Here is a 13,108-nt window from a genome sequence, read left to right on the forward strand (position 1 = left end):
AATACTCACCAATGTTCACAGGGGTGGATCCGCCGCGCTTAATCTGAGATTTACGCTGCAAAGATCAAGAAATCTGGGTATTAATAAGCAGGAGGCAAAAAAACGTCGAACGTGCCCTCCATCAATCCAAGCATTGCCTTTTAGGAAATATCAGTGCAATCTTCGTTAGTTGCTAGACCTTACACAATTACTTTTCGAAGAACACAATGCGACATCGTTCACTTGCAGCCGTCTTACTCTTCAGCTGGTGCGCACCAGCGTTCGCACGTAGCTCTGATGGCGGCGGCGTAGTCTTGCTTCTGGGAATCGTCGCTATTGTAGGCATGTATTGGCTGTTCTCAACCATGGTTGCAAACGCCGTTGAGCGCCGGATGAGCAAGCGAATGCATGAGATAGAAACAAAGGAGAGAACGGAACGTACGCAGACGGCAAAATTTGCGGAGCAAGAGCGTTCACAAATGGCAAAGCTTGCGGAGCAAGAGCGTGCGCACAACACGACGTTGTTCAATCAACGTAAAACGGAACTGACCGCATTGACCGCAGCGTTTAACGTGAACTACGTTACCGGCCGCACCTGGTTAGCAAATTTCATCGCAGAGGCTTTCCAAGCTACCGATGAAGCCTCGGCCCGAGCTTTAGAGCTAAAAAAGAATCCCGCCCATAAGGCTGCCGACGAAGTCCGGCGCATTGGCCGCGAAAAGAAGGATATGACACAACGGCTTAAACACGTCGAGTACGTCCTTAAAACCTATCACGAATATTATCCCGTACTGGAGCAATACCACGACGATATCCTTAATGAAGACGCTACGCTCAACCTAGATGATGAAGATGCTGAGAGTGACCGGATTTCTCGTTACATAAGTCAGCAAGAGTATGACAGGCTAAAGCCTTTGGAACGGAACCAATTGGCGCTTGAGAAATGGAAGGCTCGGCCGAAGTCCTCAGTCGAGATAGGACGGATGTACGAGCGTTATTTGGGCTACCTATATGAAAGCGACGGCTGGACGGTAACTTATTTTGGCGCCAATGAAGGTCTGGAAGACATGGGGCGTGACCTCCTATGCATCAAAGGAAGCACGATGCATGTCGTGCAGGCGAAATACTGGGCAAAGCATAAGACTTTGCATGAAAAACATATCTTCCAGCTTTACGGCACGACTATTCTTTTACCGCTTACCCGGGAAGACTTAAAGAATATACGAGTCAAACCAGTTTTTGCTGCGACCACTAAACTATCGCCAACCGCCGAATTTGCAGCTAAGCAACTTGGCGTAGAGGTGCGCAACCTGGACATGAACAAAAATTACCCACTCATCAAATGCAACGTGAACGGGAAAAGCAAAATTTACCATTTGCCGTTCGATCAGCAATACGACCGAGTGCGCATCGACCCTTCACGTGGCGAAACCTATGTCCAGACCGTGCAGGAAGCTGAGAAGCTGGGATTCCGCCGAGCCATGCGCCACACCGCCAGTGCCGCCTGACTACAAATCCGCTTTGCTTCACCAACTCTCATTGTAGAGCTTCGAGATTATTCGCTATCGAAGGTTGTCGAATCAGTCAGGCTAGACATGCATCTTCATGGAGCCTCTGCTACGGCGCCTAACCTAATTTCTCACTATGTCGCAAGGAAGCATCCTAACCGATTCCTTGTATTGCTAATTGGCCAGCTGCTTATTAACACCCAGGAATAAAAAAACCCCACAATCGTGAACTGAACCCCGAAAGTTGGACACCAACTTTCGGGGTTTTTCTATGGCTAAGCATAGTACGCAGTTCAAGCTGGATGTGGTTCAGCAATGCATGCGGGGTGAGGCAGGAGTCCAAACAATCGCCCGGCAACATGGTCTGGATCATGCCATGGTTCGGCAATGGCTTCATTTATTTAACCGGCACGGACAGGCTGGCTTAAGCAAAAAGTTTAGCCACTACCCGGCCGAGCGACGGTTGCAGGTGCTCGAGCACATGTGGGCCAACCAGCTCTCCTATCGTCAGACCGCGGCGGTATTCAATATCCGTAGTCCCTCTTGCATCCCTGCCTGGGAGCGCTGCTATCATAGCGGTGGTATAGACGCCCTGAGGCCGCGACAGCGCGGCAGACCGACAAAGATGCCCACTTCTCAACCGCCCCAGCCTCAACCCCATGTGGATGATGCAACCCGTAGCCGCGAAGAACTGCTCGCCGAGGTGAATTTCTTGCGCATGGAGAACGCCTATCTAAAAAAGTTGAAAGCCTTGGTTCAGCAGCAAGAGCAGCAGACAACAGCGCGCAAAAAGCGCAAGTAGTTGGCGAACTAAGGCAACAATTTCCGCTGGCGGCCTTGCTCAAGCTCGCGGTCCTGCCGCGCAGCACCTTTTACTATCAGCAGAAGGTAGCGCAGGTAGCCGACAAGCATCAGGCACTGAAGCAACAAATTCGTTCTATTTTCGCCCGCCATCAAGGGCGTTATGGATATCGGCGCGTGACGTTGGCGATTCGGCAGCTGGGCCGGCAGGTCAATCATAAGACCGTTCAAAGGCAGATGGTCCAGTTAGGGCTGAGGTCCTTGGTGCGCCCCAAGAAATATCGCTCGTACAAGGGCGAAGTGGGGCAGGCGGCGGCGAATGTCTTGCAGCGCCAATTTCAGGCGCAGGCAGCCCATCAGAAATGGGTGACGGACGTGACGGAGTTTAACGTTGCCGGCGAGAAGCTGTATCTGTCGCCGGTGATGGACCTGTACAACGGGGAAATCGTGGCTTTTGAAACGTCCAGGCGGCCCGTGTTCAAACTGGTGAGCGCGATGCTCCAGAAGCGCTGGCCAAACTGAAGGCGAAAGACAAACCCATGCTGCACTCTAACCAGGGATGGCAATATCGGATGCCTGCTTACCAGAAAATGCTGCGCGATAAGGGTGTGGAGCAAAGCATGTCCCGTAAGGGAAACTGCCTCGACAACGCAGCCATGGAAAGCTTCTTTGCCGTGCTCAAGACGGAGTTCTTCTACCTGAACAAGTTCAGCAGTGTCGATGAATTGCAGCGTGGCATCAAACAGTACATCCACTACTATAATCATGAGCGTATCAAGCTCAAATTAAAAGGGCTGAGTCCTGTGCAATACAGAACTCAGCCCTTGTCCACCTAGTAAATAAACTAAACCGTCCAACTATTTGGGGTCAGTTCAATCGCTTGCGGGGTTTTTAGTGTTACGACACAGCGCTACAACATCAGCGCTTGCGCGGTGGCGGCAAGTCCGTGCACACGCCTTCGTACACTTCAGCGGCCATGCCGATCGACTCGCCCAGGGTCGGGTGCGGGTGGATGGTCTTGCCGATGTCGGTGCCGTCGCAGCCCATTTCGATGGCCAGCGCGATTTCGCCGATCATGTCGCCCGCATGCGTGCCGACGATGGTGCCGCCGATGATGCGGTGCGTTTCCGCATCGAACAGCAGTTTCGTAAAACCTTCGGCGCGGCCATTGGCCACGGCGCGGCCGGAAGCTGCCCAAGGGAAGTGGCCCTTCTCGACCTTGATGCCCTTGGCTTTCGCTTCGTCTTCCGTGATGCCGGCCCATGCCACTTCCGGATCCGTGTAGGCGACCGATGGAATCACCTTGACGTCGAAGTGCGACTTCTGGCCGGATGCCGCTTCGGCTGCCACGTGGGCTTCATGCACGGCCTTGTGCGCCAGCATCGGCTGGCCGACCAGATCGCCGATGGCGAAGATGTTTGGCACGTTGGTGCGCATCTGGCTGTCGACGTTGATGAAACCGCGATCCGTCACTTGCACGCCAGCCTTGTCGGCGGCCAGCTTCTTGCCGTTCGGGCTGCGGCCCACGGCCACCAATACCAGATCGTAGATCTGTGGCGCCGGTGCCGTGGCACCTGCTTCGGCAGCTTCAAACGTGACCTTGATGCCTTCCGGCAGAGCCTCGACGGCCACCGTCTTGGTCTTGGTCATGATGTTGTCGAAGCGCTTCTCGTTGAACTTCTGCCACACCTTGACGGCGTCGCGGTCCGCGCCCTGCATCAGGCCATCCATCATTTCGACCACGTCGATGCGCGCACCGAACGTGGAATAGACGGTCGCCATTTCCAGGCCGATGATGCCGCCGCCGATGACCAGCATGCGTTTCGGGATCTGGCGCAATTCCAGCGCACCCGTCGAATCGACGATGCGCGGGTCTTCCGGCACGAATGGCAGCTTCACCACGGACGAACCGGCCGCGATGATGGCTTGCTTGAACTGCACGACTTTTTTCGAGCCGTCGCCTGCCGTCACTTCGATGTGGTTCGCGGAGAGGAACTGGCCCACGCCCGTGACCACTTGCGTCTTGCGCGCCTTGGCCATGCCGGCCAGACCGCCCGTCATGTTCGAGATCACGCCTTCCTTGTACTTGCGTACCTGGTCGATGTCGATGGTCGGCTTGGCAAACGTCACGCCCGTGTTGGACATGTGCGCCGTTTCATCGATGACGGAGGCGACGTGCAGCAGCGCCTTCGACGGGATGCAGCCCACGTTCAGGCACACGCCGCCCAGGGTCGCATAGCGCTCGACGATGACCGTCGACATGCCCAGGTCGGCCGCGCGGAACGCCGCCGAATAGCCGCCAGGACCGCCGCCCAGCACCATCATGTCGACGTCGATGTCGACCTGGCCGCTGTAATTGCCGGCCGGGATGGCGGCAACGGCAGCAGCTGGTGCCGCCGCTGCAGGAGCCGGTGCCGCCGCAGGCGCAGCAGCGGCCGCCGGTGCGGCTGCGGGAGCAGCAGCGCCGTCAAGCGCTTCCACCACCAGCAGCGCGCTGCCTTCGGCGATCTTGTCGCCGACCTTGACTTTCAACTCCTTGACAACGCCCGCATGGGTCGACGGAATCTCCATGCTGGCCTTGTCCGATTCGACCGTGATCAGGGACTGGTCCACCTTGATGGTGTCGCCGACCTTGACCATCAGTTCGATGACTTCGACTTCCTTGAAGTCGCCGATATTCGGTACTTTTACCTCTACTGTGCTCATCAATCGCTCCTTACAGCAGAATTTTGCGCATGTCGGCCAGGACTTCGCCGAGGTACACGGAGAATCGCGCGCCCATCGCGCCATCGACCACGCGGTGGTCGTAGGACAGCGAGGTGCCCATCATCAGACGTGGCTGGAAGGCCTTGCCATCCCATACCGGCTTGATCGAGGCTTTCGACAGGCCCAGGATCGCGACTTCCGGCGCATTGACGATAGGCGTGAAGTGCGTGCCACCGATGCCGCCCAGGGACGAAATCGTGAAGCTGGCGCCCTGCATGTCGGCCGGTTTCAGCTTGCCTTCGCGCGCCTGCAAGGAGAGTTCCGTCATTTCGCGGGCGATCTGCGACACCGACTTCTGGTCCGCGCCCTTGATCACCGGGACCACCAGGCCATTCGGCGTGTCGGCCGCGAAGCCGATGTTGTAGTACTGCTTGAGGATCAGGTTCTCGCCCTTGGCGTCGAGCGACGCGTTAAACGCGGGGAATTTCTTCAGCGCGGCAACCGAGGCCTTGATGACGAATGCCAGCATGGTCAGCTTGGCCGCATCCTTGTTCTTCGCATTGGCCGCGTTGGTGTCGACGCGGAACGCTTCCAGGTCCGTCACGTCCGCTTCGTCGAACTGCGTGACGTGCGGGATCATGACCCAGTTGCGATGCAAATTCGGGCCCGAGATTTTCTTGATGCGCGACAGCGGCAGCAATTCGGTCGTGCCGAATTTGCTGAAGTCCAGCGACGGCCATGGCAGCAGATCCAGGCCCACGCCCGAACCGCCTTTGGCGACCGGCGAATTTGGCGCGGCGACAGCGCCCGACATCACGCCCTTGACGAAGTTCTGCACGTCTTCCTGGGTGATGCGGCCTTTCGGACCGGAACCGCCCACGCGGGTCAGGTCCACGCCCAGTTCGCGCGCGAACTTGCGGATCGATGGCGACGCGTGCGCCAGCTTGCCGTTGGCGGCAGGTGCGGCAGCAGGGGCCGGGGCAGCAGCAGGTGCTGCGGCAGGCACGGGCGCCGAAGCGACGGCGGCGGCTGGTGCGGCGGCGGCTTGCGCTGGTGCAGCAGCGGCTGCAGGAGCAGCAGCGCCACCCGTCGTTTCCACGACCAGCACCAGCGAACCCTTGGCAACCTTGTCGCCGACCTTGACTTTCAATTCCTTGACGATACCGGCATGGCTCGATGGGATTTCCATGCTGGCCTTGTCCGATTCGACCGTCAGCAGCGACTGGTCGACCTTGATGCTGTCGCCGACCTTGACCATCAGTTCGATGACTTCGACTTCCTTGAAGTCGCCGATATCAGGTACGGTCACTTCGACCAGCGCTGGCGCGCCGGATGGGGCGGCAGGTGCTGGCGCGGCGGCAGGAGCGGCGGCAGGTGCGGCTTCAGCAGCCGGTGCAGGGGCGGCAGCGGCAGGCGCAGGCGCAGATACCGGGACCGACGCGTCGTCCGCCACTTCCAGCAGCAGGACCAGCGAACCTTCGGCGATCTTGTCGCCCACGTTGACTTTCAATTCCTTGACGACACCGGCGTGGCTCGATGGAATTTCCATGCTGGCCTTGTCCGATTCGACCGTGATCAGGGACTGGTCAACCTTGACCGTATCGCCTGGCTTGACCATCAGTTCAATGATCTCGACTTCCTTGAAATCGCCGATATCCGGGACTTTGACTTCCACAATGCTCATAGCTTGCTCCGTTATTTTATTTGTCAGATGGACCCGCACACACGCCAGGGCGGCACTTTCGCACCGCCCTGGCATCATCGGGTCCGCACAACGATTACTGGGTCACCGGATTCGGTTTGTTCGCGTCGATGCCGTACTTGGCAATCGCCTGCTCCACCACCGACACGTCGATCTTGCCTTCGTCAGCCAGCGATTTGAGCGCGGCCACGGTGACATAATAACGGTTCACTTCGAAGAACTCGCGCAGCTTGGCGCGGCTGTCCGAGCGGCCAAAGCCATCGGTACCGAGCACTTTATAAGTGCGGCCCTTCGGCATGAAGGCGCGGATCTGTTCTGCAAACGCGCGCATGTAGTCGGTCGTGGCGACGATCGGGCCGTCCGTGTCCTGCATCAGCGACGTCACGTAAGGCACGCGCTGCTCTTTCGACGGGTTGACCATGTTCCAGCGTTCCGCATCCTGGCCATCGCGGGCCACCAGGGTCAGCGACGGCGCCGACCACACGTCCGCGGCCACGCCCCAGTCGTTTTGCAACAGTTCGGCGGCGAAGATCGATTCGCGCAAGATGGTGCCGCAACCGATCAGCTGTACGCGCAGCTTGGCGTCAGCCTGGCCTTCCTGCAGCTTGTACATGCCTTTCAGGATGCCTTCTTCCTGGCCTGGCTTGATGCCTGGCTGGGCGTAGTTCTCGTTCATGATCGTGATGTAGTAGAACACATCTTCCTGGTTGGCGATCATGCGGCGCAGGCCGTCCTGGATGATGACGGCGACTTCATGGCTGAAGGTCGGATCGTACGGCATGCAGGTCGGGATGGTCGCGGCGAAGATATGGCTGTGGCCATCTTCGTGCTGCAAGCCTTCGCCGTTCAGGGTCGTACGGCCAGCCGTGCCGCCCATCAGGAAGCCACGGGCGCGCATGTCGGCCGAAGCCCATACCTGGTCGCCGATGCGCTGGAAGCCGAACATCGAGTAGAAGGTGTAGAACGGGATCATGATGCGGTCGTTGGTCGAGTACGACGTCGCCGCGGCGATCCACGAGCTCATGCCGCCCGCTTCGTTGATGCCCTCTTGCAGGATCTGGCCAGCCTTGTCTTCGCGGTAGTACATGACCTGGTCTTTGTCGACCGGCTCGTACAACTGGCCTTTCGGGTTGTAGATGCCGATCTGGCGGAACAGGCCTTCCATGCCGAAGGTACGCGATTCATCGACCAGGATAGGCACGACGCGCTGGCCCAGGTTCGGGTCTTTCAGCAGGGTCGAGATCACACGCACGAACGCTTGCGTGGTCGAGATTTCACGGCCTTCAGGCGTCGCTTCGAGCACGTTTTTAAAGGCGTCCAGGCCAGGCACCGGCAGGGTTTCTTCCGACTTCTGGCGGCGCTGCGGCAGGTAGCCACCGAGGGCCTTGCGGCGCTCGTGCAGGTAGACCATTTCCGGCGCGTCGTCGGCTGGCTTGAAGAACGGGATGTCGGCCAGCTTGTCGTCAGGGATAGGCAGCGAGAAGCGGTCGCGCATTTCGCGGATGGCTTCGTCGTCGAGTTTTTTCGTCTGGTGCGCCGTGTTGCGCGCTTCGCCCGACTTGCCCATGCCGTAGCCCTTGATGGTTTTCACCAGCAGGACGGTAGGCTGGCCCTTGTGCTCCTGGGCGATCTTGAATGCCGCGTAGATCTTGTGCGGATCGTGGCCGCCACGGGTCAGGCGCCAGATGTCGTCGTCCGTCATGTTGGCAACCATTTCCAGCAGCTTCGGATGCTTGCCGAAGAAGTGCTTGCGCACGTAGGCGCCATCCTTGGCCTTGTAGTTCTGGTATTCGCCATCGACGGTTTCCATCATGACGCGCTGCAGGATGCCTTCCTTGTCTTGCGCCAGCAGGGCGTCCCAGCCCGGCCCCCAGATGACCTTGACGACGTTCCAGCCGGCGCCGCGGAATTCGCCTTCCAGTTCCTGGATGATCTTGGTGTTGCCGCGCACCGGGCCGTCCAGGCGCTGCAGGTTGCAGTTGACCACGATGACCAGGTTGTCGAGCATGTCGCGTGCGGCCAGACCGATCGCGCCCAGGGATTCCGGCTCGTCCATCTCGCCATCGCCGCAGAAGGCCCAGATCTTGCGGTTGTCGGTTTTCGCGATGCCGCGTGCGTGCAGGTACTTCAGGAAGCGCGCCTGGTAGATCGCCATGTGCGGGCCCAGGCCCATCGACACGGTCGGGAACTGCCAGAAGTCAGGCATCAGCTTTGGATGCGGGTACGAGGACAGGCCCTTGCCGTCGACTTCCTTGCGGAAGTTCAGCATTTGCTCTTCGCTCAAACGGCCTTCGAGGAAGGCGCGCGCGTAGACGCCGGGCGAGGAGTGGCCCTGGATGTACAGCAGGTCGCCGCCGTGGTCGGCCGTTGGCGCGTGCCAGAAGTGGTTGAAACCGATGCCCAGCATGTTCGCCAGCGATGCGAACGAGGACAAGTGGCCGCCCAGATCGCCGTCGGCGCGGTTGGCCTTGACGACCATGGCCATGGCGTTCCAGCGCATCCACGAGCGCAGGCGCTCTTCGTACTCCAGGTTGCCGGGACAGTGTGCTTCTTGCTTGGTGGGGATGGTATTGACGTAGGCGGTGGTGCTGGAGAACGGGATCTGGGCGCCGCGACGGCGGGCCAGGTCAACCATGCGCTCCATCAGGTAATGCGCGCGTTCCGGACCTTCATTTTCCAGAACGGCTTCGAGCGCGTCCAGCCACTCCTTGGTTTCCTGCATATCCGGGTCGGTGCCGATCTGTGTCGTTACCTGGTTCAGTTGAGCTGACATCTGTTGAGTCTCCTTTGTGAACGCCCCACCCCGATTTTCCGGATCGCTGTCGGACGGTATTTCGCTGATTATTTACTATTAAGTCGGTTTAGTGTGGGGATTCTAACAGCGTATTTACTATTTTTCAAATTACGATATAGCATTTCATATTATGAAATTACCCTATGAAATTTATGCTGCACTGCCGCAAATTCTGTTCGGAAATTAGAATGTGCACGCAGCAAAACGAATGTACACCCCGGTCGCCCGCCCAGGCGCTTCGGGCCAAGCGGGCCTGAAAAATGTCGAGGGCAAGGCGCAGCGACGCAGACAGTACGCCAGTACGGCAAGGAGCTGCAACGCCGCCATCGGCATTTTCTCAGGCTCGCGTCTCCGGCCCGCTTTTATGCCGGGCCAGGCGGGCCTGAAAAATGTCGAGGGCAAGGCGCGGCGACACAGACAGTACGCCAGTACGGCAAGGAGCTGCAACGCCGCCATCGGCATTTTCTCAGGCCCGCGTCTCCGGCCCGCTGTTGTTACGCCAAAACCGCCCCTTTGCACCGCCCGGCTTTATAATCTGTCTTTTCCCTCCCACACAGCCTCCCTACCATGCCAGCACAACTGATCGACGGAATCGCCCTCTCCCAACAACTGCGCAGCGAGATCGCCACGCGCGCCGCCGCCCTCACGGCCAAGGGCACCCAGCCCGGCCTGGCCGTGATTCTCGTCGGCGAAGACCCGGCCAGCCAGGTATATGTCCGCAACAAGGTCAAGGCGTGCGGCGACGTGGGTTTCCACTCGGTGCTGGAAAAATATGAAGCGGACCTGTCCGAAGCGGACTTGCTGGCACGCATCGCCAGCCTGAACGCGGATCCCGCCATCCACGGCATCCTCGTGCAAATGCCCTTGCCCAAGCACATCAACCCGCACAAGGTCATCGAAGCGATCGCCACGACGAAAGACGTGGATGGCTATTCCGTCCTGAGCGCCGGCGAACTAATGACGGGCTTGCCCGGCTTCCGCCCGTGCACGCCGTATGGCTGCATGAAACTGATCGAAAGCACGGGCATGGACTTGCGCGGCAAGCACGCCGTTGTCATCGGCCGCAGCAACACCGTCGGCAAGCCGATGGCCCTGCTGCTCTTGCAAGCGAACGCTACCGTCACCATCTGCCATAGCGCGACCCCGGACCTGGGCCTGTACACGCGCCAGGCGGATGTGGTCGTGGCCGCCGTCGGCCGCCGCAACACCCTGACGGCCGACATGGTCAAGCCGGGCGCCATCGTCATCGACGTGGGCATGAACCGCGACGATGAAGGCAAGCTGTGCGGCGACGTGGATTTTGCTGGCGTGAAAGAAGTCGCCTCCCACATCACCCCCGTACCGGGTGGCGTGGGTCCGATGACGATCACTATGTTGTTGATGAACACGGTCGAAGCCGCCGAGCGCATTTAAAAGGAGCACCTGAGAAAACGTCCATGGCTGCGTTGCAGTGCCTCGCCGTACTATTCGTACTGCCTTCGGCACCGCGCCTTGCCCTGAACGTTTTTCAGGCGCTCCATATATGAAGACAGAATGGACGAACCGACGATGAACACCAATCCCCTGCTTGATTTTTCCGGCCTGCCACGTTTCGACGCGATTACGCACGAGCATGTCACGCCTGCCATCGATACCCTCCTGGCCCAGGCGCGCGCCACGGTGGCGCAGCTGGAAGCGCCCATGGAAGAAGTGAGCTGGGAAAACTTCGTCGCGCCCCAGGACCAGATCGCCGAAACCCTGGGCCGCGCCTGGAGCATCGTCAACCACTTGAATAGCGTGGTCGATACGCCCGAGCTGCGCGCCGCCTACAATGCGAACCAGCCCAAGGTGACGGAATTCTGGACCGAACTGGGCCAGAACGAAATCCTCTTCGGCAAATACAAGCAATTGCAGGCACGCGCCGATTTCGCCAGCCTGTCGCCGGCGCGCCGTCGCATCGTCGACAATGCCGTGCGCGACTTCCGCCTCGGTGGCGCCGAGTTGCCCGAGGACAAGAAAGAGCGCTTTGGCGCCATCCAGGAAGAACACGCGGCCGTCTCGACGCGTTTTTCCGAAAACGTGCTTGACGCCACCAATGACTATAAATTGCTGGTCGATAGCGAAGCCGACCTGGCCGGCCTGCCTGACGACGTGAAGGCCGCCGCGCGCGCCGCCGCCGAAAAGGCAGGCAAGCAAGGGTACGAATTCTCGCTGCACTTCCCATCCTACTACCCGATCCTGCAATTTGCCGACAATCGCGCCCTGCGCGAAACCATCTACCGCGCCAACGCCACCAAGGCGTCGGACCAGGGCGACGTCTTCAGCAAGAAAGAAGAGTGGGACAATACCCAGAATATCGTCACCTTGTTGCAATTACGCGACGAAGAGGCAAAACTGCTGGGCTACGCCAATTTCGCCGAAGTGTCGCTGGTCTCCAAAATGGCCACCTCGCCCGCGCAAGTCATCGCCTTCCTGGAAGACCTGGCCAAACGCGCGCGTCCGTTCGCCGAGAAAGATCTGGCAGAACTGAAACAATTCGCCCGCGAAGAACTGGGCATCAACGAGCTGCAGGCGTGGGACGTGCCCTATGCTTCCGAAAAGCTGCAGGAACGCCGCTATGCGTTCTCGGCCCAGGAAGTCAAACAATATTTCCCTGAACACAAGGTGATCGACGGCCTGTTCCGCCAGATCCAGAACCTGTTCAACGTCGAGATCAAGCCCGATACGGCGCCCGTCTGGCACAAGGACGTGCGCTTCTACCGCATCGAACGCGACGGCAAGCTGGTAGGCCAGTTCTACCTGGACCTGTATGCGCGCGCTGGCAAGAGCGGCGGCGCCTGGATGGATGACGCGCGCGGCCGCCGTGCCGACGCACAGCACGTGCAAACGCCGATCGCCTACCTGACCTGCAATTTCACGGAGCCGGCCGTGGTCGACGGCAAGGCTCAGCCTGCCCTGTTCACGCACGATGAAGTCATCACCCTGTTCCACGAATTCGGCCACGGCCTGCACCATATGCTCACCGTCGTCGACGAGCTGGGCGTGTCGGGCATCGCTGGCGTCGAATGGGATGCCGTGGAACTGCCATCGCAATTCATGGAAAACTTCTGCTGGGAATGGGAAGTGCTCGAACACATGACGGCGCATGCCGTCACGGGCGAACCGCTGCCGCGCGCGCTGTACGACAAGATGCTGGCCGCCAAGAATTTCCAGTCCGGCCTGCAAACCCTGCGCCAGGTGGAGTTCTCCCTGCTCGACATGCATCTGCACTATGACTACGACGCCAGCACGGGCCAGAGCGTGCAGCAGCTGATCGACGGCGTGCGCGCCCAGTTTTCGCTGCTCATCCCGCCCCCGTTCAACCGCTTCCAGAATGCCTTTGGGCATATCTTTGCCGGCGGCTACGCCGCTGGCTACTACAGCTACAAGTGGGCCGAGGTGCTGTCCGCCGATGCCTATGCAGCTTTCGAGGAAGCCAAGGCGCTGGGGCCGGCCGCCACCGAGCAAGCAGGCAAGCGTTACCTGCAAGAAATCCTGTCCGTCGGCGGCTCGCGCCCTGCGCTGGAATCGTTCACGGCCTTCCGCGGCCGCGAACCGTCGATCGACGCCCTGCTGCGCCACAGCGGCATGGCCGCTTGA

Annotated in this window: 6 protein-coding genes and 1 pseudogene; 4 read left to right on the forward strand and 3 right to left on the reverse strand. The window is 59.4% G+C overall.

Annotated features, from left to right (window positions below; all coding sequences use genetic code 11):
* Window positions 1-293 precede the first annotated feature (293 nt).
* Both KO539_RS05285 and KO539_RS05290 read left to right on the forward strand, forming a co-directional pair.
* Window positions 294-1,487: a hypothetical protein gene (locus KO539_RS05285; RefSeq protein WP_219307678.1), complete on the forward strand. Its 1,194-nt coding sequence runs from the start codon at window positions 294-296 to the stop codon at window positions 1,485-1,487.
* Window positions 1,488-1,758: 271 nt separating this feature from the next.
* Window positions 1,759-3,124, forward strand: a pseudogene (locus KO539_RS05290) (IS3 family transposase).
* 82 nt (window positions 3,125-3,206) lie between these two features.
* On the opposite strand, the gene lpdA reads toward KO539_RS05290, so the two are convergent.
* The 3 genes from lpdA to aceE form a co-directional block, all read right to left on the reverse strand.
* Complete coding sequence (gene lpdA / locus KO539_RS05295) at window positions 3,207-4,994, reverse strand: dihydrolipoyl dehydrogenase (RefSeq protein WP_219307679.1); 1,788 nt, start codon at window positions 4,992-4,994, stop codon at window positions 3,207-3,209.
* A gap of 10 nt (window positions 4,995-5,004) precedes the next feature.
* Complete coding sequence (aceF, locus tag KO539_RS05300; protein ID WP_219307680.1) at window positions 5,005-6,678, reverse strand: dihydrolipoyllysine-residue acetyltransferase; 1,674 nt, start codon at window positions 6,676-6,678, stop codon at window positions 5,005-5,007.
* Window positions 6,679-6,772: 94 nt separating this feature from the next.
* Window positions 6,773-9,469 (reverse strand): pyruvate dehydrogenase (acetyl-transferring), homodimeric type, encoded by a 2,697-nt coding sequence (gene aceE / locus KO539_RS05305; RefSeq protein WP_099378038.1) that lies wholly within the window; start codon window positions 9,467-9,469, stop codon window positions 6,773-6,775.
* 588 nt (window positions 9,470-10,057) lie between these two features.
* Here aceE and folD point away from each other — a divergent pair.
* Together folD and KO539_RS05315 are read left to right on the forward strand one after the other, a co-directional pair.
* The gene (folD, locus tag KO539_RS05310; protein WP_219307681.1) at window positions 10,058-10,903 is read left to right on the forward strand and encodes a bifunctional methylenetetrahydrofolate dehydrogenase/methenyltetrahydrofolate cyclohydrolase FolD; all 846 of its coding nucleotides are present in this window, start codon (window positions 10,058-10,060) and stop codon (window positions 10,901-10,903) included.
* Window positions 10,904-11,023: 120 nt separating this feature from the next.
* Window positions 11,024-13,108 carry a M3 family metallopeptidase gene (locus KO539_RS05315; RefSeq protein WP_374106338.1) on the forward strand — a complete coding sequence of 695 codons (2,085 nt, stop codon included), beginning with the start codon at window positions 11,024-11,026 and terminating at the stop codon, window positions 13,106-13,108.

The sequence above is a fragment of the Janthinobacterium sp. NKUCC06_STL genome (genome assembly GCF_019345455.1).
In the GTDB taxonomy this organism is placed as follows: Bacteria; Pseudomonadota; Gammaproteobacteria; order Burkholderiales; family Burkholderiaceae_D; genus Janthinobacterium; species Janthinobacterium rivuli.

What these genes read in the sequence shown, in the direction of transcription:
- lpdA (WP_219307679.1), bottom strand. Translation starts at nt 4,994, where the DNA reads ATGAGCACAGTAGAGGTAAAAGTACCGAATATCGGCGACTTCAAGGAA.
- aceF (WP_219307680.1), bottom strand. Translation starts at nt 6,678, where the DNA reads ATGAGCATTGTGGAAGTCAAAGTCCCGGATATCGGCGATTTCAAGGAA.
- aceE (WP_099378038.1), bottom strand. Translation starts at nt 9,469, where the DNA reads ATGTCAGCTCAACTGAACCAGGTAACGACACAGATCGGCACCGACCCG.
- folD (WP_219307681.1), top strand. Translation starts at nt 10,058, where the DNA reads ATGCCAGCACAACTGATCGACGGAATCGCCCTCTCCCAACAACTGCGC.
- KO539_RS05315 (WP_374106338.1), top strand. Translation starts at nt 11,024, where the DNA reads ATGGACGAACCGACGATGAACACCAATCCCCTGCTTGATTTTTCCGGC.